The organism is Streptococcus sp. DFI.7.26, assembly GCF_022240605.1.
Lineage (GTDB): Bacteria > Bacillota > Bacilli > Lactobacillales > Streptococcaceae > Streptococcus > Streptococcus xiaochunlingii.
In genome coordinates this window covers 1-25,298 of record NZ_JAKOGN010000002.1, presented here as the reverse complement: position 1 = coordinate 25,298, position 25,298 = coordinate 1, and the positions used below count along the sequence as shown (strand labels likewise).

The window sequence follows — 25,298 nt, the reverse complement described above, 5'->3', positions numbered from 1 at the left end:
TTTATATGTCTCGTGGACTAATTATTCTCATTATTGTCATTGGGGTCCTCTTGGTTTTAGGATATGTAGTGGCAGTCTTATTGAGAAAGCGTAACGAAGCCTTACTGGCATCTCTGGAAGAACGAAAAGAAGAGTTATATAACCTTCCGGTAAATGATGAAGTAGAGGCTGTGAAGAATATGCATTTGATTGGTCAAAGTCAAGTTGCATTTCGTGAATGGAATCAAAAATGGGTGGACCTATCCCTCAATTCTTTTGCTGATATCGAGAACAACCTCTTTGAAGCAGAAGGCTACAATAATTCTTTCCGTTTTTTAAAAGCAAAGCAAGCGATTGGAAATATTGAGAGTCAGGTTCAATTGATTGATGAAGATATCAAGGCCATCCGTCAAGCTTTATCTGAATTAAAAGAAAAAGAAGAAAAGAATAGCGGACGTGTTGTTCATGCCTTGGATATGTTTGAAAACTTGCAAAAACAAGTAGCTTCTGATCCAGATGCATACGGCCCAGCGCTTCCCGAAATTGAGAAGCAAGCTGAAAATATTCAAGTTGAGTTTTCAAAATTTGTAACCTTGAATTCATCAGGTGACCCTGTTGAAGCTGCAGAAATTTTGGATACAGCTGAGAATCATATTGTAGCCTTGACGCACATTGTCGAAAAAGTTCCTGCAATTGTGAAGGATGTCCAAACAACTCTTCCTGATCAATTGGAAGATTTGGAAGCTGGTCATCGCAAACTTTTGGAATCTGGTTATCATTTTACAGAGACTGATTTGGAAGCACGTTTCCAACAATTGCATGCAGCTTTGAAAGCCAACCTACAAAATGTTGCTGCTCTTGAATTAGATAATGCGCTCTATGAAAATGAGCAGATTCAAGAAGAAATCAACGCCTTGTATGATATTTTCACTCGTGAAATTGAATCACACAAAGTTGTTGAAAAATTGGTCAAAGCCTTACCAGGTTACCTTGCCCATGCTAAGGAAAATAACAAGCGTTTAGCAGAAGAAGTTGAACGTCTCAGCAAAACATTTGAAAGTAAAGAACTTAAGGAAAATCATTTGAAGGAGTTAGAAGCTGAATTAACAGCTCAAGAGCTCGTTGTAGAAGATGCCTTGAAGGATACATCTGAAACTCAAAAAGCCTACTCTATCCTTCAAGAAGAGTTAGAAGCGATTGAAGAACGTCTGAAAGAGATTGAAGATGATCAAATTGCTTTGAGCGAAACCTTGTCTAAGATTGAGAAAGACGACACCAATGCTCGTCAAAAGGTAAATATCTACGCCAACCGTTTACATGCCATTAAGCGTTACATGGATAAGCGTAACTTACCTGGAATTCCTCAATCCTTCCTAACTATCTTCTTCACTGCAAGTGATAACACAGAAGCTCTCTTGGCTGAGTTAGAAGGTCGTCGTGTCAATATCGAAAACGCCAACCGTCTCCTGGATATTTTGACCAACGATATGACAGAGTTAGAGGAAGAAACTTACAAATTAGTACAATATGCTACTCTAACAGAGCAGTTGCTTCAATACTCAAATCGCTATCGTTCATTCGACGATCATGTCCAAGCAGCGTTTGATGAAGCCTTGTACATCTTTGAAAAAGAGTATGACTATCCTGCTTCATTCAAAGTCATTTCAGAAGCATTGGAAACAGTTGAACCAGGAGTAACAGAGAGATTTGTTACCTCATTTGAAAAAACAAGAGAATCCATCCGATTCTAATCTAAAACATCCAGGAGAATATTCCTGGATGTTTTTTTATGGAGATGAAGCTGTGATGGGAAAGGGAAGGATAGAAAAAGGAGATGAGTCCATGAAAGTTTTAATTGCTCCAGATTCATTCAAAGAAAGCTTACCTGCGAAAGATGTAGCAGAAATGATTGCAGAAGGCTTGCGTCAGTCTCTCCTCGATGTAGAACCGGTCACCTGTCCTATTGGAGATGGTGGTGAAGGGACAGTGGATGCCATCAGCTACTCATTGGGATTGAAGGAAACTTTTACCCTTGTCACAGGTCCATTTGGAGAGCCGGTAGAAATGCGGTATATGGAGAAGGATTCTTTGGCTCTCTTTGAAGTAGCCGACTTGATCGGTTTAGGAAAAATTCCAGTTGATCAACGCCGTCCACTTGACCTAGAAACCCGAGGAATTGGTGAACTGATTTGTTATTTAATCAAACAGGGGAAAAAGGAGATTTATATCGGGGTTGGAGGAACAGCGACCAATGATGGGGGGCTAGGTCTTGCTGCGGGTCTAGGATACCACTTCTATGATCGAGAAGGAAGAGAATTAAAGGCCTGTGGACAAAGTCTTTTAGAATGGGATTCCATCCGTAAAGAGGAAACGTTCAAGATCCCAGATGATGTCCAGATACAGGTCTTAGCAGATGTTTCCAATCCCTTATGTGGACTAGATGGTGCGACCTATATTTTTGGAAAACAAAAGGGGCTCTGTCCCAATATGTTTGAGCAAGTGGATCAAGCTATTTACAGCTTTTACGAAAAGCACTGTCCAAGTATTTTGACTCAAGTAGGGATGGGAGCTGGTGGTGGCCTTGCTGCGGGTCTTTGTGTCTTCGCGCAAGCGAGACTGGTATCAGGGATCGATAGCTGTTTAGATCTGATCGACTTTGACTCCAAAGTAGCCAATGCAGACTTGGTTATTGTCGGTGAAGGACGACTGGACCATCAGAGTCTATCCGGGAAAGCTCCGATAGGGGTTGCGAGACGAACCCCAAAGGGGATCCCAGTAATAGCCATTTGTGGCAGTCTTGCAGATGATTTACCAAGTCTCCCATTTGAAAATATAGTCGGTGCCTTTTCTATTACGAAACATCCCGATAGTTTAGAGCAACTTCTGAAGAATGCGAGGGAAAATCTTCTCTTTACAGCTAGAAATATCGGAAATCTATTAAGCATAGAAAAAAGCGGTTTAACCGCTTCAAATTGAAGATAAAGTCTTCAGAAAAACTTTCCTTAGGTGAGTACGGACGTCAGCGAACTTTTTCAAAGTTCCATGACTAATTATTGAGCCTAAGGTCTCAATAATTCCGAATGCCTGAAACAATTATGTTTCAGGCATTTTTCTCACAGCGGAAAGTTTTTGATCTTCGTAAATAACTAAAAATTAAAAGTCATTTTTGATAATCATCTAACTGTTTTATGTAAAACAATAGCTTGTCTACATACTCAAGCGGTTAAACCGCTTTTTTTCATCTAATGTTTAATACTAATAAAATGTCTAAGGGACAGTCATGATCAACCAAACCATTTCTTCCAAAGAGAAGGTTTGCTCGGTTTCTTTTCTTCCTCCCAGAGATCTGCAAAAGCAGAGCGAAGGTCCTTGTCAGTAGTGGTCACTGGTGCATCTGTATGTATCACGAGCCCAAAAGGAGAGGAGTCATGCTCTTCCGAAACAATGGTAGCCTGGCAACCGAACTCTTTTGCTTGTTTTAGATAGCTCAATTGGACGCTAGAATCAACATTTGGGGAGATTTTTACAAAGAGAGGGTCAGCTTGCTCACTGAAGCTTTTAAGCACCTTCAAAAAGCCCTTTTGAAGCTGAGGACTGTTGCTTGTTCTTAAATCAGCATACCCTAGGACGCGCTCTTCAAAAGTACCTAGAAAGCGACGTTGTTCATCAGGATTTAATTTTAAGCCACCGTGGGCCTTTTCCATAATTTCTTTAGATAGATCAGTCATAAGAATAGTATATCATACTTTAACTACAAAATGACAAACGAATGGAGCTGGATTTCAAGATAAAGAAAGCGATTTCTTGCTAAAGTTAAGGAAAATCTGCACAAAGATAACGTTTTTTCTTGAAAAACGCGTATTTTTAAGGTATCATAGAGGTGTAAAAAATTTAAACTCAAAGGAGAGTAAGAAATGTCAATTATTACTGATGTTTACGCTCGCGAAGTCCTAGACTCACGCGGTAACCCAACACTTGAAGTAGAAGTTTATACTGAATCAGGTGCTTTCGGACGTGGTATGGTTCCATCTGGAGCTTCTACTGGTGAACACGAAGCGGTTGAACTTCGCGACGGTGACAAATCTCGTTACGGTGGTCTTGGAACTCAAAAAGCTGTTGACAATGTAAACAACATCATTGCTGAAGCAATCATCGGTTACGATGTTCGTGATCAACAAGCTATTGACCGTGCAATGATCGCTCTTGACGGTACTCCTAACAAAGGTAAATTGGGTGCGAACGCAATCCTTGGTGTGTCTATCGCTGTAGCTCGTGCTGCTGCTGACTACCTTGAAATCCCACTTTACAGCTACCTTGGTGGATTCAACACTAAAGTTCTTCCAACTCCAATGATGAACATCATCAACGGTGGTTCTCACTCAGATGCTCCAATCGCTTTCCAAGAATTCATGATCGTACCTGCTGGTGCGCCTACATTCAAAGAAGCTCTTCGTTGGGGTGCTGAAATCTTCCACGCTCTTAAGAAAATCCTTAAATCTCGTGGTCTTGAAACAGCCGTAGGTGACGAAGGTGGATTCGCTCCTCGTTTCGAAGGAACTGAAGACGGTGTTGAAACAATCCTTGCTGCGATCGAAGCTGCTGGATATGTACCAGGTAAAGACGTATTCATCGGATTTGACTGTGCATCATCAGAATTCTACGATAAAGAACGTAAAGTCTACGACTACACTAAATTCGAAGGTGAAGGCGCTGCTGTACGTACTGCTGCAGAACAAATCGACTACCTTGAAGAATTGGTTAACAAATACCCAATCATCACTATCGAAGATGGTATGGATGAAAATGACTGGGACGGATGGAAAGCTCTTACTGAACGTCTTGGTGGAAAAGTTCAATTGGTTGGTGACGACTTCTTCGTAACAAACACTTCATACCTTGAAAAGGGTATCGCAGAAGGAGCAGCTAACTCAATCCTTATCAAAGTTAACCAAATCGGTACTCTTACTGAAACATTCGATGCTATCGAAATGGCTAAAGAAGCTGGTTACACTGCCGTTGTATCACACCGTTCAGGTGAAACTGAAGATTCAACAATCGCTGACATCGCAGTTGCAACAAACGCAGGACAAATCAAGACTGGTTCACTTTCACGTACAGACCGTATCGCTAAATACAATCAATTGCTTCGTATCGAAGATCAACTTGGTGAAGTAGCTGAATACCGTGGATTGAAATCATTCTACAACTTGAAAAAATAAGCTAGTTTACTAGACTAAAAAGATCCTTGAGTTTTCTCAAGGATTTTTTTTGCTATCGAGCTAAACAAAAAATCCTCAACCAAGTAGTTGAGAATTTTAGGGATTAGAATAAGCCTTTGATTTTATCAACAGCACCGCTCACTAGATCGTTTCCAGCAACAAGAGCTTTTGCTTGTTCTAAGTAGTCACCAAGGTTATCCTTGTTGTCATCGATAAATTTTTTAGCAGCATCGAAATCTTTCTTTTCGATCATTTCTTTGACTTGGTTAAATAAATCCATTGGGTTCATGAGTTTTCTCCTATAACCTATTTATTATTATCACTATTTAATCACTTTTTAACCAAACTAGCAAGCGTTTTGATTGTTAGTTGAAGAGGACACAAACCGCCTCTGGTACGTGGAAATCATGGCTTAATTCAGTCAATCTACCACTCGTTTTATCGCGTTTAAAAACAGTGGCATTGTCTGAATCTTGATGAACTGCAATGAGATATTCTTGGTCCGGACTAAGAATGAAATCACGTGGATTGAGTCCATTGGTTGGAACGATTTCCAGAAGCACTAAGCTACCATCTGCCAAGATTTCATAAACTGCAATGGAGTTATGGGCACGATTTGAGGCATAGAGGAATTTCCCATCCTCTGAGAGGCGAATAGCAGCGGCCCATTTTTGACCTTCATACTCTTTAGGTAGGGTTGAGATGGTTTGGAAATGTTCAAAGTAGCCAAGTCCGTCATAGAAAAGGACATCGATGGTAGCGTTTAATTCGTTAATGAGGTAGGCGGTCTTGTAATGAGAGTGGAAAATGATATGACGTGGACCAGCACCTGGAGCTGTTTGATAGGTTTGAGTCTTCGTTAGTTTACCAAGATCATCGACTTGATAGACCACTACTTGATCGGTACCCAAATCACAAGTGATGAGTAGCTTATCGGGAGTGAGATCTGCATAATGTACATGGGGACTCGCTTGGTTTTCGTGAGGTCCAGAACCCTGATGAGTCGCTTGGTCGACAAAGGTTAAATGACCATCTTCATGGATGCGATATGAGAGGACTTGTCCCTTGTGGTAGTTAGCTCCATAGACCAAGCCACGCGCCTCATCAACAGAGACATAACAGAGGGGCGCCCCTTCCTCGACCACATGATTGATTAACTGGTGATCAGGACTAAAGCTTGCAATGCCGCCAAGACCTTGCTCCGCACCCACACTGTATAAGAAACCAGCTTTTGAAAAAGCGAGATAGGTTGGGTTTGGCTCTTGAGCAACTAGTTCTAAGTCGCTAAGTTGACCAGTTCTTTCATCGAAGGAAGCCTTATAAATTCCTTTAGAGTCTCGTTTGGTATAGGTTCCGAAATAAATATCTTGCATCACATGCACCTCGACTTTGTTGATAGCTCCATTATATCAGAAAAGAAGGGGATGGAAAACGATTAGGTGAAGGATTGACAAGCTAAGCATTAAAAAAAAGCTCACATTTCAGCTATATCGTGAAATTATGGACTAAAAATGCTAAAATAAAGACAGATTGAAAACGAAGGAGATTCCCGTGGAACATAAAGAAAAAGATTTTAGTTTATCCTGGTTTTTTAAATGGTTTGTAGATAATAAAGCCATTACTGTTTTTCTAGTAACCTTACTGATGGGATTGAATATTTTAGTTCTCAGCAAGATTAGTTTTATTTTTACACCCCTGTTAGAGTTTGGAGCAGCAGTCATGCTACCAGTCATTATTTCAGGGCTCCTCTATTATTTGTTAAATCCAATCGTGGACTTTTTGGAAAGGCACCGAGTCAAACGGATCATTGCAATTTCCATCGTCTTTATTTTGATCGCGCTTCTCATTTTATGGGGCTTGGCTGTCGCTATTCCAGCTATTCAACATCAAGTTCTTAGTTTTATGAAGAACCTGCCAGATTACTTGGAAAAGGCCAATAGGACCATCGATGATGTCTTAGACAACAAAGTGTCGCCAGAAATCAAGCCTCAGCTGGATGAATGGACCAGCCAATTGTCGCAGAATATTACCAGTTGGGCGAGTTCTTTTTCCGCCCGAGCAGTCAACTGGGTCAGCAATCTGATTACTGTCGCCTCTCAGGTCATTATCGCTTTGATTATTATGCCTTTTATCGTCTTCTATCTTTTGAGAGATGGAAAGAACTTAAAAGGGCAAATCATCCGTTTCTTGCCAACCAAGATTCGTAAATCTGCAGACAAAGTACTGTCTGATGTCAATACACAATTGGCTAATTATGTCAGAGGTCAGATTACTGTTGCTATCATCGTAGCTTTAATGTTTATTCTTCTGCTTAAGATCATTGGGCTTCGTTACGCTGTGACACTCGGTGTAACCGCTGGTTTTTTGAACTTGATACCATACTTGGGCAGCTTCTTGGCCATGCTCCCAGCCTTAGTCTTGGGGTTGGTGGCAGGACCAGAGATGTTTGTCAAAGTCGTCATTGTCTTTATTGTTGAGCAAACAATCGAGGGACGTTTCGTTTCCCCACTTGTCTTGGGGAGTCAGCTCAATATCCACCCAATCACGATTCTGTTTGTATTGATTACTTCTGGCTCTATGTTTGGAATCTGGGGAGTCTTCTTAGGAATCCCGGTTTATGCTTCGGCTAAAGTAGTCATCAGTGCTCTATTTGAATGGTATAAAGAGGTCAGTGGTTTGTACGAAAAGGACGAAGTTGAGGAAATTCAAAGTGAAGAATAGTCAAAAAATTCTAGAAGCAATTGAGAAACAAGAGCTAGATCGTCTGCCAGCTTATTTGGATAAGGCTTTGCTAGAAGATGATCCAGCTACCTTGTTAGAATTGGGACAATATTTTGAAAGTATTGGTTTTTACCCAGAAGCCAAGCAAACCTACTTGCATCTGAGAGATGATTATCCAGAGGTCTATCTGAGTCTAGCCACTATCGTAGCGGAAGATGGACTAATGGAAGAAGCCTTTGCTTATTTGGAAGAAATCCCGGAAAGTTCGGAATGGTATCTAGCCAGTCTCTTAGTCAAGGCAGACCTCTACCAAAGTGAGGGCTTGGCAGATGTGGCTCGAGAAAAACTGATGGAAGCAGCGACTCTTTCAGATGACCCTATTATTCAACTAGGCTTGGCAGAGATTGATTTAGAACTTGAAAATTACCAAGAAGCCATTCAAGAGTATGCTCAGTTAGACAACCGTCTCATTTTAGAAGAAACGGGCATTTCCACATACCAGCGGATTGGCTATGCTTATGCGAATCTGGGTCGGTTTGAGTCTGCTATTGAGTTTTTAGAAAAGGCCTTGGAAATTGAGTTTGATGACCAGATTGCCTATGAATTGGCAACCCTTCTCTCTGACCGAGAAGAGTATCAACGTTCTCTGATCTACTTCAAGCAGATTGATACACTGTCGCCAGACTTTGAAGGGTATGAATACGGCTATGCCTTGGCTCTTCAAGCTGAAAATGACCGAGAAACAGCGTTAGCAATAGCAGAGCAAGGAATCCAAAAGAATCCTTTTGACGCTTATCTCCTCCTTCTAGCCTCCCAATTGGCCTACGAGTTGCACCAGCCAGAAAAAGCAGAGAAGTATTTGTTAGAAGCCAAAGAAGTTGCTGAGGATCTTGAAGATATCGCCCTTCGTCTGACAACTCTTTATCTGGAACAGGAACGTTATGAAGACGTCCTTGAATGGCAAGAAGTGGAAGTGGAAAATGTCGTCACCCGTTGGAATATCGCTCGTGCCTTGGTAGCACTCGAAGAGGTTGAAAAAGCGGCTCCGATCTATGAAGAGCTCTACCCAGATTTGAAAGAAAATCCAGAGTACTTAGAAAGCTATAGTTACCTCTTGAGAGAGTTGGGACAAATCGCAAAAGCCCGGGAAGTGGCAGAAGGCTATTTGCAGCTAGTCCCAGATGATGGGCAAATGCAAGCTTTCTATGAGAGCCTGTTAGAAGATTAACTAGTTGACCCTTGAAGGGCGGGAATCAGAACAAGTGTGCATCCTTGTTCTGGCCCGCTCTTTTTTAATCAGTCTTTTCTGTCATTGTCCTTGAGAATGTGGTATACTGGAAGGGCTGAAAAGAAGACAAGATGAATGAGGGAGAAGATAATGGAACCGGTGAAATTGTTTCAATACAATACCTTGGGGGCTTTGATGGCTGGTCTCTATGGAGGATCCTTTACCATTAAAGAATTACTAGAGCATGGAGATCTTGGAATTGGGACCTTGGACTCCATTGATGGCGAACTGATTGTCTTAGATGGCAAGGCCTACCAAGCTAAGGGATCAGGGGAGGAGCCAGAGATTGTGGAAGTGGCCCCGGATGCGACAGTCCCTTATGCGGCTATCGTTCCCCATCAGGCCGAAGTGATTTTTCGTCAGCGCTTTGAGATGACAGATGAGGAATTAGAGGCTCGCATTGAATCTTATTATGATGGCGAAAATTTGTTTCGTTCCATCAAGATTCACGGTGATTTCGCCAAGATGCATGTGCGTATGATTCCCAAATCAACTTCAGACACCAAATTTGCAGATGTGGCGACCCATCAGCCTGAATTTACGCGAGAAAATGTTACAGGAACTATTGTTGGTTTTTGGACACCAGAGATTTTCCATGGGGTCAGTGTAGCAGGCTATCACCTTCACTTTATCTCAGATGATCATACCTTCGGAGGTCATGTCATGGATTTTGTTATCAAAGAAGGGATTGTTGAAGTTGGGGCCATTGATCAATTGGATCAACGTTTCCCTGTCCAGGATCGCCAATATCTCTTTGCTAAGTTTAATGTTGACCAGGTCAAAGAGGATATCAATAAAGCAGAATAAAAGGTTGAGCGTCGCTCAACCTTTTAAAATGTAGACAAAGTTATTTTACATATAAGAACCTTAGTATGCTTAAAAAATGAGGTATACTTTGAGGTTCATTCAAACATACACTGAAACTTTTTATCATCAATATGAGAAAAGCTGGGACAAAAGTCCCAGCCTCTTTTTTATTACTCATTGATACGCATGGCTTTAATTTTTTCTTCTTCAGGGGTGACCCGTAGGGTTTTCTGACCAGTATAGGTTACAAAGCCAGGTTTTCCTCCGGTCGGTTTGTTAAGTTTCTTGGTTTCAATCATGTCGACTTGGACCAGATTAGAGAGGCGTCCCTTAGAGAAATAGGCCGCTAGCTCAGCTGCATCTGTCTTGACCTCATCTGAAGGGTTGAGGTTACCTGTAATGACCACGTGACTACCTGGAATATCCTTAGCGTGGAACCAGAGTTCATCTTTCTTAGCCATTTTGAAGGTTAATTCTTCGTTTTGAAGATTGTTCCGGCCGACCAGGATAATGGTCTTGCCGTCTGAGGCTAAGTACTTCTCTGGTTTTTTGCGTTTGTGGATCTTTTCTCGGTTGCGTCGTTTGATGAAGCCTGTTTGGATCAGCTCTTCTCGAATCTCGGCGACTTCAGAAAGGCTTGCTTGGGCCAGAGCGGTTTCGACTGTTTCCAGGTAGGAGATGGTTTCCTTGGTTTCCTGGATGAGAGAGGTCAAATGTTTAACAGCTTCTTTTAGCTTCTGGTAACGCTTGAAGTAGCGTTGCGCATTTTGACTGGGGGTCAAAGCCTTATCCAAAGCAATGGTGATAGGTTGATTGGTATAGTAGTTGTCCAAGGTGACCTGATCTTGATCATTTGGGACTTGATGGAGGAAGGTGGTGAGAAGCTCCCCTTTTTGCCGGAAGTCTTCGGCATTTTCTGTCGCTGCCAGTTCGGCTTCCTGTTTGGCCAACTTTTTCCGGTTTTTTTCTAGTTCATTGTCCACCTTGCGGATGAGTTCTCCAGCTTGTTGTTGGACCCGGTCGCGCTCGGCCTTGTCTAAGTAATAGTGGTCGAGGAGATCCGATAAGGTCTCAAAGGTTTCCTCCTGGCTATCAGCAAAAGCGAGAGCAGCAAAGGATTTTTTCGTTAGACGAGGATCTGTTGGAGCTTCAAAGAATGCTCGGAAGGTTTTTAGTTTTTCTCCAGTTTCTAATCGACTGGCCAATTCTTGAGCAGTATCTCGACCAAGACCCTGGAAATGAGTTTGAAGGTTTTTAGGTGTCAACTCTTCCCGATGGAGAAAGGCGAATAATGCTTCGTCCTTGATTGTAAAAGGGTTGACCGCATCGGTTTTTGGAGGAGCTAGATAGGTCGAGCCTGGCAAAATGGTCCGATAGCTATTTTGAGAGAAGCCAACATGTTTGATTGCTTCGATAATTTTTCCTGTCGCCTTGTCCAGAAGAATGATATTGCTGTGCTTGCCCATGATTTCAATAATCAAAGTCACAGAGATATCATCTCCAATTTCATTTTTATTAGAGACGGCGATTTCTAAAATGCGGTCATTCTCCACTTGCTGGATCTGCTCAATGACTGCTCCTTGGAGATACTTGCGCATGACCATGATAAAGGTATTGGGGAAGGCAGGATTCTCGAAGTTGGTCTGGGTCCGTTGGATCCGTCCAAAAACAGAGTGAGAAGAAAGCAAGAGTTTTTGATTCTTGCGGTTGCTACGAATTTGTAAAACCAACTCTTGTTCAAAGGGTTGGTTAATTTTTTGGATGCGACCATTTAAGAGTTCGCTTTGTAATTCATCCACCATATGGTGTAAAAAAAATCCATCAAAAGACATGGGTTTCCTCAACATTCTAGACTAGTTCTAGTAAATTATATCAAAAAAGTGCCTGAAAACCTAGGAAGAAGAAGGACAAACATTTTGCAAAAACAACCTCACTAGGAAAAGAATTTCAGGAAATGCCGAACGTTTTCAAAAAAAACATAAAAAAGTATTGACAAGGCTTACAGAAACATTTACAATGGATTCAATTAGAAAAGTAGTAAATGAAAATTTATTAGAGAGCTCACGGTTGGTGAAAGTGGGTAGTGGACATTTATGAAATTGGACTAATGATGAGATGAATTTGAAACAATAAAAATTCGGTCGGCACACCTTATCGTGCAACTTGTTGCTAGACAAGACAGAGATGTGGGAGGAGTTTATCCATTTTCCCATAAGTGAGGTGGCACCGCGATGACACGTCCTCACATAGCTTTCGCTATGTGTAGGCGTGTTTTTTGTTTCAAGAAAGAAGGGAGAAAAGAAGATGAAGAAACGATGGCGACTCAGTTTTTAACAAAGATGAAAAAAAACGAAAAAATAAAAGATAGAGGTAAAAAATATGAAAAACAAACGTGTATTGGGAATGATTGGTGCTTTACTAGCTGTTATTTTGGTAGCTGTTGTTTACCCAATACTAACCAATAAAAAGGATGCGAATAAAACAGATGGAACCAAAAAGGTAAAAGTTGGTGTCTTACAGTTAGTCAGCCACCCATCGCTAGACGAAATCTACAAGGGGATTCAAGATGGCTTGGCTGAAGAAGGCTACGACAAGGACAAGATTGAGATCGAATTCCTCAATGCGGAAGGAGACCAAAACAAGGTTGCAACCATGAGTAAGCAATTGGTTCAAAATAACAACGACGTCTTGATCGGAATCGCAACCCCATCTGCTCAAGGTTTGGCTAGTGCGACTAAGGACAAACCAATCGTCATGGGTGCTATCACAGACCCAGTCGGCGCAAACTTGGTCAAAGATTTGAAAAAACCTGGTGGCAATATCACAGGAGTATCTGACCACAACCCAACGGAACAACAGTTGAAGTTAATCAAAGAGTTGACTCCAAACGTGAAAACAATCGGGGTTCTTTACTCAACCAGTGAAGATAATTCTAAAACTCAAGTAGAAGAATTTACAAAATTGGCTGAAAAAGCAGGCTACAAAGTAGTTCCTTATTCAGTCCCTTCTACAAATGAAATTGCTTCAACGGTTTCTGTCATGACTGGTAAAGTGGATGCTATCTGGGTTCCAATCGATAACACCATTGCATCAGCCTTCTCAACGGTAGTTGAAGCAAACAAAACAGCTAAAAAACCAATCTTCCCAAGTGCGACAGCCATGGTCGAAGCAGGTGGTTTAGGATCTGTGGTCGTAGACCAGCATGATCTTGGCGTGGCAACTGGTAAAATGGCTGCGAAGATCTTGAAAGGTCAAAAACCAGCTGACACACCAGTTGAAATCTTCACAGATGGTAAGTCTGTCATTAACAAAAAAGTGGCAGAAGAATTAGGCATTACCATTCCAGAATCTGTCTTGAAAGAAGCTGGACAAGTCATCGAATAAAAACCAAACGAATAACAAGAATGGCAAGTGAAGAAAAACAGGCTTCACTTGTCATTTTTTGTAAAATCTGCTAAACTAGAATGTAACTGAATAGAAATCTGCAAGACTAGTACCTCAAGGGAAGTGCAACAGGGAGAAGAGCCGTGACTGAAAGCTCTTTGCATGAAAGCTGAGTGAATTCACTTGCGCAAGGATTTAGAAATTAAGGTCTGAGTTTCAGATAAAAAACGGATGGTACCGCGTGTCAACGCTCCGAATATGGGTGTGGCACGTGGTTTTTTCTATGTCTGAGTGAGGACCATGATGGAGGAAATATGTCAACGATTGAAGAACAACTAAAAGCGCTTCGAGAAGAAACGCTGGCAGCCTTGAAGCAGATCTCTGCTGAAAATAAAAAAGAGATGCAAGAGCTACGCGTTTCTGTCCTTGGGAAAAAAGGTTCCCTTACTGAAATCCTTAAAGGGATGAAAGATGTCTCTGCTGAAATGCGTCCGGTTATCGGGAAACACGTCAATGAAGCGCGTGATGTTTTGACGGCTGCCTTTGAAGAAACAGCTAAGCTCTTGGAAGAAAAGAAAGTCCAAGCCAAATTAGCTAGTGAGAGTATTGATGTGACCCTTCCGGGACGTCCAGTCGCAGTTGGTCATCGCCATGTCTTGACCCAAACCAGTGAAGAAATCGAAGATATCTTTATCGGGATGGGCTACCAAGTTGTAGATGGCTTTGAAGTCGAAAAAGACTACTACAACTTTGAACGCATGAACTTGCCAAAGGATCACCCAGCTCGTGATATGCAGGACACCTTCTACATCACAGAAGAAATCTTGCTTCGGACCCATACTTCGCCAGTTCAAGCGCGTGCCATGGATGCGCATGACTTTAGCAAGGGGCCTTTGAAGATGATCTCTCCAGGGCGTGTTTTCCGTCGGGATACAGATGATGCGACCCACAGTCACCAGTTCCATCAGATCGAAGGCTTGGTTGTTGGGAAGAACATTTCTATGGCAGACCTTCAAGGAACGCTTCAGTTGATCGTGCAGAAGATGTTTGGTGCAGAACGTCAAATCCGTCTGCGTCCTTCTTACTTCCCATTCACCGAGCCATCCGTTGAGGTCGATGTATCTTGCTTCAAATGTGGTGGAGCGGGATGTAATGTATGTAAGAAGACAGGTTGGATCGAAATCATGGGGGCCGGTATGGTTCACCCACGCGTGCTCGAGATGAGTGGCATTGATTCGACAGTCTATTCAGGATTCGCCTTTGGACTTGGTCAGGAGCGTGTAGCCATGCTTCGTTATGGAATCAATGATATCCGTGGCTTTTATCAAGGAGATGTTCGCTTCTCAGAACAGTTTAAATAATCATGTTAGTTAGAGTAAAAATCGATCAATTACAGACCTTACGTGACCTAGAGGTGGAAACCTATCGGGAGACCTTTGGTCCCTATATTGTTGAGGAAGACTTGGAAGAGTACTTCTCTACCGTGCTCTCTTTGGAGCAAATCGAGAAGGATCTGCTAGATCCAGAATCTGAAATCTATTTTGTCCTCAATGAAGAACAAGAAATCTGTGGTTTTCTCAAGATCAATTGGGGGCAAGCACAGACGGAGCCAGTAGAGATGGACAAGTCCTTTGAGATCCAACGGATCTATGTCAAAAAGGAATTTCATGGGGCTGGTTTTGGCAAGGAAATGTTTATCTTTGCGCTGGATCAAGCCAAGAGCCGGGGCTTTGAGTGGGCCTGGCTAGGTGTCTGGGAACGCAACTTTAAGGCGCAAGATTTTTACTATCGCTTTGGTTTTGAACGATTTAGTGAACACCAGTATGTTACCGGAGATACCGTGGATACAGACTGGTTGTTGAGAAAGAAATTGATCTAGAATGGACAAGAAGTCTCAGAATTGGAAGCTTCCATTCTAGAGAAGGGGAGGTTATTAGACCTTCCTAAGCTAGCCTCGAGCTGGAAAACACAAAATGAAAGGATCAAAACGAGGGTGGATGGAGATCTAGGAAAGATATCTAGATTTCTGCTTAGCCCTTGGTATCTTACATATGTTAGTTAGTTATAAATGGTTAAAAGAATTGGTGGACATTGATGTGCCATCACAAGAGTTGGCTGAAAAAATGTCAACCACAGGGATTGAAGTAGAAGGTGTCGAATCACCAGCTGCTGGCCTCTCAAAAATTGTCGTCGGAGAAGTCTTGTCTTGCGAAGATGTGCCAGAAACTCATCTTCATGTTTGCCAAGTCAATGTGGGCGAAGAAGAAGCTCGTCAAATCGTCTGTGGAGCACCAAATGTGCGTGCAGGAATCAAGGTTATGGTGGCTCTTCCAGGTGCTCGCATCGCGGATAACTACAAGATTAAAAAAGGGAAAATCCGTGGCTTAGAGTCACTAGGGATGATCTGTTCACTTGGTGAATTGGGCATTTCTGATTCCGTTGTACCTAAGGAATTTGCAGATGGCATCCAAATCTTGCCGGATGATGCAGTACCAGGTGAGGAAGTATTCTCTTACCTAGACTTGGATGATGAAATCATCGAACTTTCCATCACTCCAAACCGTGCAGACGCCCTTTCAATGCGTGGAGTGGCGCACGAAGTGGCAGCCATCTATGACAAGGCAGTCACCTTCAAAGAATTTACTTTAACAGAAACAGACCAAGCTGCAGCAGATGCTCTTTCAGTCAGCATTGACACAGACAAGGCACCTTACTATGCAGCCCGTATCTTGGACAATGTGACTATTTCACCAAGTCCACAATGCTTGCAAAACCTCCTCATGAACGAAGGCATCCGTCCGATTAACAATGTCGTTGACGTGACCAACTATATCCTGCTTTACTTTGGTCAGCCTATGCATGCCTTTGACTTGGATACCTTTGAAGGGACTGACATCCGTGTGCGTGAAGCGCGTGCTGGTGAGAAATTGGTGACCTTGGATGGGGAAGAACGTGACTTGGAAGTAACTGACTTAGTGATTACGGTTGCAGACAAACCAGTAGCCCTTGCAGGTGTTATGGGTGGACAAGCGACGGAAATCTCTGAAAACTCTAGTCGTGTTGTCCTTGAAGCTGCTGTCTTCAATGGCAAATCAATCCGTAAGACCAGCGGTCGCCTCAACCTTCGTTCAGAATCATCTTCTCGCTTTGAAAAAGGCATCAACGTGGCAACTGTTAATGAAGCCCTTGATGCGGCAGCAAGCATGATTGCTGAATTGGCTGGTGCGACTGTTCGTAAAGGTATCGTTTCAGCAGGCCAACTAGATACTTCGGACGTGGAAGTTTCTTCCACTCTTGCAGACGTTAACCGTGTCCTTGGTACAGAGCTTTCCTACGCGGATGTAGAAGATGTCTTCCGTCGCCTTGGATTTGGCCTTTCTGGAAATGCAGAAAGCTTTACAGTTAGCGTACCACGTCGCCGTTGGGACATCACTATCGAAGCGGACCTCTTTGAAGAAATCGCTCGAATTTATGGTTATGACCGCTTGCCAACTAGTCTACCAAAAGACGATGGGACAGCCGGTGAATTGACTGTGACTCAAAAATTGCGTCGTAAAGTTCGCACTATTGCAGAAGGAGCAGGACTGACTGAAATCATCACCTACGCTCTGACAACCCCTGAAAAAGCAGTTGAATTTACGACTAGACCAAGTAACTTAACAGAGCTCATGTGGCCAATGACCGTGGACCGTTCAGTCCTCCGTCAAAATATGGTTTCTGGTATCCTTGATACAGTTGCCTACAACGTAGCGCGTAAGAACAAAGACTTGGCTCTCTACGAGATTGGAAAAGTCTTCGAGCAAACGGGCAATCCAAAAGAAGAATTGCCAAATGAGATCAACAGCTTTGCCTTTGCCTTGACTGGTTTAGTCGCTGAAAAAGACTTCCAAACAGCTGCGGTTCCAGTTGATTTCTTCTATGCTAAGGGAATTTTGGAAGCTCTCTTTGCTCGTTTGGGTCTTGAAGCGACCTATACAGCAACCTCTGAAATCTCCAGCCTTCACCCAGGACGCACAGCCTTGATCTCACTCGGTGATCAAGTGATCGGTTTTCTCGGTCAAGTGCACCCTGTAACAGCTAAGGCTTATGATATTCCAGAGACTTATGTAGCAGAACTTAACCTTTCAGCTATCGAAGCAGCCCTTCAACCAGCCGCTCCATTTGTGGAAATTACCAAGTTCCCAGCGGTGAGCCGTGATATCGCCCTTCTCCTTAAAGCAGAAGTGACCCACCAAGAGGTGGTCGATGCCATCCAAGCTGCGGGCGTGAAACGCTTGACAGACATCAAACTCTTTGACGTCTTCTCAGGTGAAAAACTGGGTGTCGGAATGAAGTCTATGGCCTACAGTCTGACCTTCCAAAATCCAGAAGATAGCTTGACAGACGAAGAAGTCGCACGCTACATGGAAAAAATCCAAGCTTCCCTTGAAGAAAAAGTAGACGCAGAAGTGCGGTAAATCGTAAAAATTTGAAACAGTTGAGAATTTCTCAGCTGTTTTTTTCTTACAGAATTTACTTGATATAGAGCTTAAAACCCTATAAAAATAAAGAAATTCCTTTAAGGACTCAAAATATCCATGTCAACCATCTTTCTATTTTTGACAAATATTTTTATTTTTTTGACAAAAATACTTGTCAAAAAGAAAAAGAAGTGTTACAATGATTTTAGTTGAAAGAAGGGGAGGTTTCTTATGGGAGCCATATGGATTCTTTTTATCCCTTTTCTGATTATGGTTTATGCGAGCTCAGAAAAGAAGATTAAAAGGTTGAACAAACGCATTAGACGATTAGAAAAACAAGTGAAAGGAAATCAAGACATGTCTAGAATTTTAGAAGAATTGAAAGGCCAAACGGCCACTGTTACAGTGAGTGGTGTTGGGTTCGAGTATGAAATTTTGGATATCGACGAAGATTGGGTCAAACTGACTCGTGTGAATCATAAACAACAGAGGGAAACCAAATTAGTCCGCATCGAAGATATTCAAGGTATTCAACTATAAGGGGGCGAAAGCCATGATCTTAAAAAATCGACTGAAAGAGCTGAGGGCGCGTGATGGCCTCAACCAATCCGAGCTAGCCAAGCTAGCAGGAGTCTCGCGCCAGTCCATCAGTCTCTTGGAGCGGGGGGAATACACCCCCTCGGTTATTATTGCCATCACCATCGCCCAGATTTTCAAGGAACCGGTGGAGAATGTCTTTAGTCTAGTAGAGGGAGAGGAATAAAAGTGAAAAAGAAGTTAAAAGAAAGGTCAGCCCGTTTTCGTTTTTGGAGAAACATGGCCATGGTCCTATCAGGATTAATCATTGGTTTTTTGACAGGTTATTTTGGTTCAGACCATCCTATTGAATTCCAAAAGCTATTTGATCGAGATATGATCTATATAGGGTCAATCATTTTATATCTGGTGGTTTTCGGGATTGCGTCTACCTACCTCATCTCATCGCGCCAGTCTTATCAGATGATGGAGGAGGCAGAAGATGAAGACGAAGCCTACCGTTATGAAAGCCAAACGAGAAGAATCTATGACTTGGCTACGATGTTCAAAGGCGTCATGATTGTTCCCTATCTATTAGTGATTTTCTTCTCTTGCCAAAAACTAGTCTATGAAGAAAAACTAACAGGTGCTTTTGGGAAATACACCATCCCGCTTATTTTTCTTGCTTTGTTCCTTCTTACTTTTGGGCTAGAACATCAGTTTCGAAAAACCTTCAAACAGATTTATGGAAAAGCAATCCCACGCAATGCTAGTGGGGCAGAAGTCCGTGAACTAATAATGAGCATGATAGATGAGGCAGAGAAACAAATTTGCTACGAGGAGAATTACGATATTGTCTTCAAGTTAAGCAATTATGTCTTACCGATTTCCTTAATGGCGATATTCTTAGTTGGCATTGCTTTCCAGGCAGATATCTTGTTAGCATTAGTAGTTGTATCACTAATTTATGTCTATATCTTGGTCTCTCAATACAAGATTACCAAACGTTATTATAAAGAGTAAAGGAGTCATTCATGTTAGAAATTAGAAATTTAGAAAAGAGTTTTGGCAAGAAGCAAGTCTTGTTCGGCATTGACTTGACTGCGAAAAAAGGATCCATCTTAGGTTTGATCGGGAAGAACGGAGCTGGGAAGACCACTATCTTTCATAGTATCCTCCGCTTCCTTGACTACAGCGGTGATATCCAATTGGATGGCCAAGCAATCAGTCAAGAAACCTATAAGGAAATTGGCTACCTGCCAGAAGAGCGAAGCCTTATGCCTAAGTTAACCATCTATGAGCAAGTCCGTTACCTTGCTAATCTCAAAGGAATGTCAACTGCTGAGGTCAAGGAGAAACTTCCAATCTGGATGGAAAAGCTCCAAGTAAAAGGAAAATTAACCGATAAGATCAAGAGCCTCTCAAAAGGGAATCAGCAAAAGGTTCAATTGATCATTACCATGATCCATGAGCCAAAATTGATCATCCTGGATGAGCCTTTTAGCGGACTGGATCCTGTCAATACAGAAGTGCTTAAGCAGGTCATTTTTGAAGAAAAAGAACGCGGTGCCACCATTATCTTCTCTGACCACGTCATGACCAATGTGGAAGAACTCTGTGATGAGTTGGTTATGATTCGTGATGGATCTGTGATTCTTTCAGGTCCCGTACAAGAAGTTCGCAATAGCTTCGGGAAGACTCGTCTCTTCGTATCCAATGACTTCAGTAAAGAGGAGTTGGAAGTGCTGCCTCACGTGACCAAGGTGACCATGACCAAGCAAGGCCTGTGGAAGTTGGTATTGGATGATGAAACAGCAGGTCCGGACCTCTTTGATCAGTTGACCAAGGGTCGCTATCTAGCAACCTTTGACCAACAAGCCCCAACCATTGATGAAATCTTTAAACTAGAATCAGGAGTAGAAGTATGAAACAGATGCTGATTGTTATCAAAGAAACTTATTTACGCCAAGTGAAATCATGGAGCTTTTTACTGATGGTGCTTACTCCCTTTCTCTTCTTCGGATTGACGATTGGAGTGAACTATTTCGTCGGATCTTCTACATCTGCGAAAAGCAACATCGCCTTGATTACAGATCAAGCTCCTGTCAAGGAAGTCTTGAAAGGGACCGATGGCTTGACCTTTGACTATAAGGACGAAGCAGCAGCTAAAAAGGCCATGAAAGAGGAAGAAATCAAGGGAATCCTCACAGTTGAAGAAAAGGATGGCCAGCTAGAGGCTCGCTACCAGAGTGAGGATGCCATGAAGCCAGGTTTCAAAGCAATCCTTATGGCTAAATTGAGTCAGGTCCAACAAATGCTCAATGTTTCTAAAGCGGATTTAAGCCAAGAGCAGTTAGCAGCCCTTTCGCAACAGGTCTCATTGACTGAAAAAATTGATGAGAAGAAAGAAGGGCTGAAAATGGTGCAGACCGTGGTAGCTGGAGGAATCGGTTTTCTTATCTACATGATTCTGATGTTTTATTCAGGTATCACTGCTCAAGAGGTAGCCAGTGAAAAAGGGACCAAGATTATGGAAGTGGTCTTCTCAAGCATTCGCGCAACTCACTATTTCTATGCTCGCATGATTGGTCTTTTCGGAGTCATTTGTACTCATATTGGTATCTATGCAGTCGGATTGGGAGGCGTTTGGATTTTTAGAGACTCCATTCCTCTTGTGAAAGATATCTTATCTCCAGACTCTCCTATCACCCAACATATTGGACAATCCATTTCCTTGAATACCTTATTCTTGATCATTCTTGGAATCTTCATGTACGTGGTTCTTTCAGCTTTCCTAGGTTCAACAGTTGCTCGTCCAGAAGATACAGGAAAAGCGATTTCGCCACTGATGATGTTAGTGTTCTTTAGCTTCTTTGGAGTAACTACCTTAGGTAGCGCAGGTGATGTCCTTCTGTTGAAGATTGGATCATACATTCCATTCATTTCAACCTTCTTCATGCCATTCCGTACCATCAATGGCTATGCAAGTGGACTTGAATCATGGGGATCATTCGGAATTGCCTTGGCCTTCACGCTCCTCGGCACCATGATCATTGGAAAAATCTATTCTAGCCTTATCTTACAAACAGATGACCTAGGTTTAGTCAAGACTGTTAAAAAAGCTTTGAGCTATCGCTAAAAGAGACGAGAGTGGGACAGAAATCGGTAATTTATTAGAATTCGATTTCGTCGTCCCACCTCCGCACAGTTGAGTAGGGCTGTATAAGCTGATGAAATCAGCCTAGTAGAGCCCACTCAACCACTGCGTCTTGCTCGACAATCCAAAGAAAATTGAGAGGCTAGGACTTTTGTCCCAGCCTCGTTTTGCTTTGTGAAATCATTGCTGTTTGATCTTCTTTACATTATAATGAAAGAAGAATGAAAAGGAGGCGGACATGAACTATATTGAGTTTGCTGAAAATGAGCGTCTGTCCACGATTGTCCTTGGGATGATGAGGATCAGTCAGATGAGTGAAGATGAGGTGGAGGCCTTGGTGGAGGCAGCTTTGTCGATTGGGATCAACACCTTTGATCTGGCGGATATCTATGGCGATGGCCAGTGTGAGGTCCTGCTGGGTAAGGTTCTCAAGCGTCGTCCGGATCTTCGGGACCAGATGTGGATCCAGTCCAAGTGTGGGATTCGCAAAGACGGCTTTACCTATTTTGATTTTTCCAAGGACTATATTTTGGACTCCGTCAATGGCATTCTCGAGCGTTTGCAGATCGAGCGCTTAGATAGTCTCCTCCTTCACCGACCGGATGCCCTCATGGAGCCGGAAGAAGTGGCGGCAGCTTTTGATCACTTGGAGCAAGCGGGCAAGGTCCGCCATTTTGGGGTGTCCAATCAAAACCCTATGATGATGGAATTGCTCAAAACGGCTGTCCAACAGCCTCTCAAGATCAACCAGTTGCAGTTGAGTGCTGCCTTTACACCGAGCTTTGAAGCTGGTTTTCATGTCAACATGGAAGGGCCTAAAGCAGCCGTGCGAGATGGCAGTGTCTTTGAGTATTGTCGCTTAACTGATACGGTGATTCAGGCCTGGTCTGTTCTCCAGCATGGCTATTTCAAGGGGAATTTTGTCGGTAAAGAAGAGTTTGCGGCTCTCAATCACGTCCTCAATGATTTGGCGAAAAAATACCAGGTCACACCGACAGCTATCGCCCTTGCCTGGGTCCTCCGCTATCCGGGTAAGATGCAGTCCGTCATCGGAACGACCAAGCCCCAGCATGTCCTTGAAGCAGGAAAAGCAGCAACAGTCACCCTAACTCGCAAGGAATGGTATCAAATCTACTTGGCGGCGGGAAATGATTTGCCTTAGAATCTTGTTAGTAAACCAGATTCCACTCTTATCGGTGGTCTGGTTTTTTTGTGGTTTTCAGTTTTTTCTTGACAAGTCTTTCTTTTTTATGGTAATCTTTATGCAACAAGTGTTGCGCAACGAATGTTGCGCGAAAGGAGTCTTATGCCACCCAAGGTTAAATTTAGTAAAGAGGCTATCATTGGGACAGCTTTACAATTGGTGAGAGAAGAGGGAATGGCTAGTTTAACTGCTCGAGCATTAGCGGAGAAACTGGGAGCCACACCGAGAGTCATTTTTGGGCAATTTGCTAATATGGCTGAGTTACAAGCAGAGGTTATTGGTGCTGCGGAGATGGTCGTGGTGGAGTATATTCGCAAGGCCTTAGAAGATGAGAAACCTTTCCGATCTGTCGGGGTTGCTTATATCCTTTTCGCCTCAAAAGAACCCCAACTCTTTCAATTGCTTTTCCAAAATCCTAGCAAAGATCCGATTCGTCGCTTTCAAGATTTTCTTCCCATGAAGGATCATAGTTACCAATTGGTTCTGGATTCGATTGTCGCAGACTATCCTTTGACTGTAGAGGAGGCTAGTCGCTTGTACCAGCATCTATTTATCTACTCACACGGGATGGCCTCTATGGTTGCTTCTGGTATTTACCAGTTCGGCATGGAAGAAGTGATTGGATTACTGACAGAGGTTTGTCAATCTCTCATCAAAGAAATGGTAGGAAAGAAATGATTCAACTAGAAAATGTGCACAAAAGTTACGGCCAAACCAAGGTTTTAAAGGAGATTGATTTGCAGATTCAAGACCAGGATGATGTGGTTATCCTCGGCCCTTCTGGATCGGGGAAATCAACTCTCTTAAATGTGTTATCAGGCTTAGAAAAGGTAGACGAAGGGCATATCCTCATTCAAGGACAAGATTTATCACAACTCACAGATGCTCAATTGACAGCCTTTAGACGGGAGAAGATTGCCTTTATTTTCCAGCAGTATTATCTATTGCCGAATCTGACGGTCAGACAAAATGTAAAGATGGGAGCTGACCTGGCAAACAATCATGATTTTTTGCAGATCATCGAGGATTTGGGGCTTGGCGATAAGCTGGACAAGTATCCGAGTGAATTGTCTGGTGGGGAACAGCAGAGAGTCTCCATTGCTCGGGCCTTGGCCAAAAGGCCAGAGATTCTCTTCTTAGATGAGCCGACGGGAGCCCTGGATGAAGAAACAGGGCGCAAGATTCTCGACTATATCTGGAAACTGAAGGAAAAACTGGGCTTTACCCTCATCATGGTGACGCACAACCAAAATATTTCGGATATGGCCAGAACCATCATTCGCGTCAATAGTGGCAAGATTACCCAAGTTGTGATCAACGATCAGCCTCAGACTGCCTATGAGATTGGATGGTAAGCCATGTTTTCAGTAAAAGATATTCGAAAATTAGTTGTCGTCAGTATCATTGGGGCTTGTGCAGTCTTTGTAGCCAATCTCTTCTTGAATTTTTACCTGGATATCGAGCAGTTGGAGATTTCGAAAACCAATCCCATGATTCATACCTACTATGATGCCCAGGTTTCGCTATCTTGGATGGTGGCCATGGTCAGTGGGCTTGTCTTGTCCTTGACGTCGATCCTTCTCATGTGTTTTTATATCAAACAATTTGTCGATGACCACAAGGAACAATTAGGAATTTTAAAGGCTTTGGGTTATAGCAATGTCCAGTTGGCGAAACGATTTTGGGCTTTTGGACTGAGTTTTGGAGCTGGAGCGCTTCTTGGCTATTGCGCTTCATTTCTCATGATGGGACATTTTTATGACTTTCGTAATGAGAAGGGGATTTTGCCAGACATTACCATTCATTTTCACTGGCAGCTCTTGGTCGCTTTGGTGATACTGCCAACGACTTTCTTTATGGTCCTTGCGATTGCTTATGCTAGAAGACAACTACAAACGCCGGCCCTTCGCTTATTGAAAAAATCTCCAACACCGATTAAGGTCAAAAGGAGAAAAAGGGCTCCTAAAAAAGAGAAATCCTTCCTAAAAGAGCTGTCTTCGTCGCTGATTTGGGGGAGAAAATCGATCTTGTTTTTTGTGGTCTTTGGCTCTATGTGTTTCGCGTCCATGGTTCAATTGTCTTTTGGGCTAAGGGACTACACAGATGACATCATCCAAACGATGATGATTATGATTGGTTTGATTCTTTCTTTCTCGATCCTCTTTTTGTCATTGGGGATTGTCGTTTCAGAAAGTCGCGAAACCTTGGCTCTTATGAAGGCATTTGGCTACACCGATCGTGAATGCCAAAGTCATATTCTCGCTCCCTATCGTTTCTGGGCTTATCTAGGATTTGCCCTTGGGACGGCTTATCAATATGGCATCATGGAAATCTTGATTGGTGTGATCAAAGACACGGTACCTGAAAAGATTGAGCACAACTTTGATGGGAATGTGTGCTTTTGGACCTTGCTCGGTTTTGCGGTGGTTTATGAAAGCCTCTTTTATCTATCCAACAGAAAACTCCAAAAACAAACCATCAAAGAAGTACTCTTAGCTGAATAAATAGAAAAGAGAGTGGGACAGAAATCGGTAATTCGTTAGAATTCGATTTCGTCGTCCCA

At 42.7% G+C, this 25,298-nt stretch carries 23 protein-coding genes; 19 read left to right on the top strand and 4 right to left on the bottom strand.

The window, feature by feature from the left end; translation table 11 throughout:
* Window positions 1–5: 5 nt before the first annotated feature.
* Together ezrA and L0M85_RS02710 are read left to right on the top strand one after the other, a co-directional pair.
* A complete protein-coding gene (gene ezrA / locus L0M85_RS02715; RefSeq protein ID WP_238656433.1) occupies window positions 6–1,730 on the top strand; it encodes a septation ring formation regulator EzrA in 1,725 nt (574 codons plus the stop codon).
* 91 nt (window positions 1,731–1,821) lie between these two features.
* Window positions 1,822–2,955: a glycerate kinase gene (locus L0M85_RS02710; protein ID WP_238656432.1), complete on the top strand. Its 1,134-nt coding sequence runs from the start codon at window positions 1,822–1,824 to the stop codon at window positions 2,953–2,955.
* A 308-nt stretch (window positions 2,956–3,263) separates the two neighbouring features.
* Here the strand turns inward: L0M85_RS02710 and L0M85_RS02705 are convergent, their stop codons facing one another.
* Entirely contained in the window at window positions 3,264–3,707 is a 444-nt protein-coding gene (locus L0M85_RS02705; protein ID WP_023027060.1) for a DUF1694 domain-containing protein, read from the bottom strand.
* 186 nt (window positions 3,708–3,893) lie between these two features.
* Between L0M85_RS02705 and eno the strand changes: the two genes are divergently transcribed.
* Window positions 3,894–5,198, top strand: coding sequence for a surface-displayed alpha-enolase (gene eno / locus L0M85_RS02700; RefSeq protein WP_000022824.1), 1,305 nt, complete (start codon window positions 3,894–3,896; stop codon window positions 5,196–5,198).
* Window positions 5,199–5,301: 103 nt separating this feature from the next.
* Here eno and L0M85_RS02695 read toward each other — a convergent pair whose 3' ends face one another.
* Together L0M85_RS02695 and L0M85_RS02690 are read right to left on the bottom strand one after the other, a co-directional pair.
* Window positions 5,302–5,487 (bottom strand): hypothetical protein, encoded by a 186-nt coding sequence (locus L0M85_RS02695; protein ID WP_023023803.1) that lies wholly within the window; start codon window positions 5,485–5,487, stop codon window positions 5,302–5,304.
* Window positions 5,488–5,563: 76 nt separating this feature from the next.
* Entirely contained in the window at window positions 5,564–6,574 is a 1,011-nt protein-coding gene (locus L0M85_RS02690; RefSeq protein WP_042361161.1) for a lactonase family protein, read from the bottom strand.
* A gap of 175 nt (window positions 6,575–6,749) precedes the next feature.
* Between L0M85_RS02690 and L0M85_RS02685 the strand changes: the two genes are divergently transcribed.
* From L0M85_RS02685 to budA, 3 genes are all read left to right on the top strand, one after another.
* On the top strand, window positions 6,750–7,919 hold the full coding sequence (locus L0M85_RS02685; RefSeq protein ID WP_048691022.1) for an AI-2E family transporter: 1,170 nt from the start codon (window positions 6,750–6,752) through the stop codon (window positions 7,917–7,919).
* Window positions 7,909–9,147: a tetratricopeptide repeat protein gene (locus tag L0M85_RS02680; protein WP_023027056.1), complete on the top strand. Its 1,239-nt coding sequence runs from the start codon at window positions 7,909–7,911 to the stop codon at window positions 9,145–9,147. The genes L0M85_RS02685 and L0M85_RS02680 overlap by 11 nt, the downstream gene beginning before the upstream one ends.
* Before the next feature lie 135 nt (window positions 9,148–9,282).
* On the top strand, window positions 9,283–10,014 hold the full coding sequence (gene budA / locus L0M85_RS02675; RefSeq protein ID WP_023027055.1) for an acetolactate decarboxylase: 732 nt from the start codon (window positions 9,283–9,285) through the stop codon (window positions 10,012–10,014).
* A 170-nt stretch (window positions 10,015–10,184) separates the two neighbouring features.
* Here the strand turns inward: budA and L0M85_RS02670 are convergent, their stop codons facing one another.
* Window positions 10,185–11,846, bottom strand: a complete 1,662-nt coding sequence (locus tag L0M85_RS02670; RefSeq protein ID WP_238656431.1) for an NFACT RNA binding domain-containing protein — start codon at window positions 11,844–11,846, stop codon at window positions 10,185–10,187.
* A 547-nt stretch (window positions 11,847–12,393) separates the two neighbouring features.
* Here L0M85_RS02670 and trpX point away from each other — a divergent pair.
* The 13 genes from trpX to L0M85_RS02605 all read left to right on the top strand — a co-directional run bounded on the left by trpX (window position 12,394) and on the right by L0M85_RS02605 (window position 25,239).
* The gene (trpX, locus tag L0M85_RS02665; protein WP_195611776.1) at window positions 12,394–13,398 is read left to right on the top strand and encodes a tryptophan ABC transporter substrate-binding protein; all 1,005 of its coding nucleotides are present in this window, start codon (window positions 12,394–12,396) and stop codon (window positions 13,396–13,398) included.
* Window positions 13,399–13,712: 314 nt separating this feature from the next.
* A complete protein-coding gene (pheS, locus tag L0M85_RS02660; protein ID WP_048691032.1) occupies window positions 13,713–14,759 on the top strand; it encodes a phenylalanine--tRNA ligase subunit alpha in 1,047 nt (348 codons plus the stop codon).
* Between the two features lie 2 nt (window positions 14,760–14,761).
* Window positions 14,762–15,277: a GNAT family N-acetyltransferase gene (locus L0M85_RS02655; RefSeq protein WP_048691034.1), complete on the top strand. Its 516-nt coding sequence runs from the start codon at window positions 14,762–14,764 to the stop codon at window positions 15,275–15,277.
* Between the two features lie 172 nt (window positions 15,278–15,449).
* Window positions 15,450–17,855: a phenylalanine--tRNA ligase subunit beta gene (pheT, locus tag L0M85_RS02650; RefSeq protein WP_238656430.1), complete on the top strand. Its 2,406-nt coding sequence runs from the start codon at window positions 15,450–15,452 to the stop codon at window positions 17,853–17,855.
* Window positions 17,856–18,089: 234 nt separating this feature from the next.
* The gene (locus L0M85_RS10065; protein WP_342751245.1) at window positions 18,090–18,398 is read left to right on the top strand and encodes a hypothetical protein; all 309 of its coding nucleotides are present in this window, start codon (window positions 18,090–18,092) and stop codon (window positions 18,396–18,398) included.
* A 13-nt stretch (window positions 18,399–18,411) separates the two neighbouring features.
* Window positions 18,412–18,621 carry a helix-turn-helix transcriptional regulator gene (locus L0M85_RS02640; protein WP_003002675.1) on the top strand — a complete coding sequence of 70 codons (210 nt, stop codon included), beginning with the start codon at window positions 18,412–18,414 and terminating at the stop codon, window positions 18,619–18,621.
* Between the two features lie 2 nt (window positions 18,622–18,623).
* A complete protein-coding gene (locus L0M85_RS02635) occupies window positions 18,624–19,397 on the top strand; it encodes a DUF3169 family protein (protein ID WP_048691042.1) in 774 nt (257 codons plus the stop codon).
* Between the two features lie 11 nt (window positions 19,398–19,408).
* Window positions 19,409–20,302, top strand: a complete 894-nt coding sequence (locus tag L0M85_RS02630; RefSeq protein WP_013903836.1) for an ABC transporter ATP-binding protein — start codon at window positions 19,409–19,411, stop codon at window positions 20,300–20,302.
* Complete coding sequence (locus L0M85_RS02625; protein WP_238656428.1) at window positions 20,299–21,513, top strand: ABC transporter permease; 1,215 nt, start codon at window positions 20,299–20,301, stop codon at window positions 21,511–21,513. Before L0M85_RS02630 ends, L0M85_RS02625 begins: the two co-directional genes overlap by 4 nt.
* Window positions 21,514–21,769: 256 nt before the next feature.
* Window positions 21,770–22,693 carry an aldo/keto reductase gene (locus tag L0M85_RS02620; protein WP_048691048.1) on the top strand — a complete coding sequence of 308 codons (924 nt, stop codon included), beginning with the start codon at window positions 21,770–21,772 and terminating at the stop codon, window positions 22,691–22,693.
* Between the two features lie 144 nt (window positions 22,694–22,837).
* Window positions 22,838–23,413, top strand: a complete 576-nt coding sequence (locus L0M85_RS02615) for a TetR family transcriptional regulator (RefSeq protein ID WP_003002793.1) — start codon at window positions 22,838–22,840, stop codon at window positions 23,411–23,413.
* Window positions 23,410–24,090 (top strand): ABC transporter ATP-binding protein, encoded by a 681-nt coding sequence (locus L0M85_RS02610; protein ID WP_238656427.1) that lies wholly within the window; start codon window positions 23,410–23,412, stop codon window positions 24,088–24,090. Before L0M85_RS02615 ends, L0M85_RS02610 begins: the two co-directional genes overlap by 4 nt.
* Before the next feature lie 3 nt (window positions 24,091–24,093).
* Entirely contained in the window at window positions 24,094–25,239 is a 1,146-nt protein-coding gene (locus L0M85_RS02605; RefSeq protein ID WP_238656426.1) for an FtsX-like permease family protein, read from the top strand.
* Window positions 25,240–25,298: the final 59 nt, after the last annotated feature.

Excerpts from the sequence above, each read along its gene's own strand:
- ezrA (WP_238656433.1), top strand. The coding sequence starts at position 6 with ATGTCTCGTGGACTAATTATTCTCATTATTGTCATTGGGGTCCTCTTG.
- L0M85_RS02710 (WP_238656432.1), top strand. The coding sequence starts at position 1,822 with ATGAAAGTTTTAATTGCTCCAGATTCATTCAAAGAAAGCTTACCTGCG.
- L0M85_RS02705 (WP_023027060.1), bottom strand. The coding sequence starts at position 3,707 with ATGACTGATCTATCTAAAGAAATTATGGAAAAGGCCCACGGTGGCTTA.
- eno (WP_000022824.1), top strand. The coding sequence starts at position 3,894 with ATGTCAATTATTACTGATGTTTACGCTCGCGAAGTCCTAGACTCACGC.
- L0M85_RS02695 (WP_023023803.1), bottom strand. The coding sequence starts at position 5,487 with ATGAACCCAATGGATTTATTTAACCAAGTCAAAGAAATGATCGAAAAG.
- budA (WP_023027055.1), top strand. The coding sequence starts at position 9,283 with ATGAGGGAGAAGATAATGGAACCGGTGAAATTGTTTCAATACAATACC.
- L0M85_RS02670 (WP_238656431.1), bottom strand. The coding sequence starts at position 11,846 with ATGTCTTTTGATGGATTTTTTTTACACCATATGGTGGATGAATTACAA.
- trpX (WP_195611776.1), top strand. The coding sequence starts at position 12,394 with ATGAAAAACAAACGTGTATTGGGAATGATTGGTGCTTTACTAGCTGTT.
- pheS (WP_048691032.1), top strand. The coding sequence starts at position 13,713 with ATGTCAACGATTGAAGAACAACTAAAAGCGCTTCGAGAAGAAACGCTG.
- L0M85_RS02655 (WP_048691034.1), top strand. The coding sequence starts at position 14,762 with ATGTTAGTTAGAGTAAAAATCGATCAATTACAGACCTTACGTGACCTA.
- pheT (WP_238656430.1), top strand. The coding sequence starts at position 15,450 with ATGTTAGTTAGTTATAAATGGTTAAAAGAATTGGTGGACATTGATGTG.
- L0M85_RS10065 (WP_342751245.1), top strand. The coding sequence starts at position 18,090 with ATGGGAGCCATATGGATTCTTTTTATCCCTTTTCTGATTATGGTTTAT.
- L0M85_RS02640 (WP_003002675.1), top strand. The coding sequence starts at position 18,412 with ATGATCTTAAAAAATCGACTGAAAGAGCTGAGGGCGCGTGATGGCCTC.
- L0M85_RS02630 (WP_013903836.1), top strand. The coding sequence starts at position 19,409 with ATGTTAGAAATTAGAAATTTAGAAAAGAGTTTTGGCAAGAAGCAAGTC.
- L0M85_RS02625 (WP_238656428.1), top strand. The coding sequence starts at position 20,299 with ATGAAACAGATGCTGATTGTTATCAAAGAAACTTATTTACGCCAAGTG.
- L0M85_RS02620 (WP_048691048.1), top strand. The coding sequence starts at position 21,770 with ATGAACTATATTGAGTTTGCTGAAAATGAGCGTCTGTCCACGATTGTC.
- L0M85_RS02615 (WP_003002793.1), top strand. The coding sequence starts at position 22,838 with ATGCCACCCAAGGTTAAATTTAGTAAAGAGGCTATCATTGGGACAGCT.
- L0M85_RS02610 (WP_238656427.1), top strand. The coding sequence starts at position 23,410 with ATGATTCAACTAGAAAATGTGCACAAAAGTTACGGCCAAACCAAGGTT.
- L0M85_RS02605 (WP_238656426.1), top strand. The coding sequence starts at position 24,094 with ATGTTTTCAGTAAAAGATATTCGAAAATTAGTTGTCGTCAGTATCATT.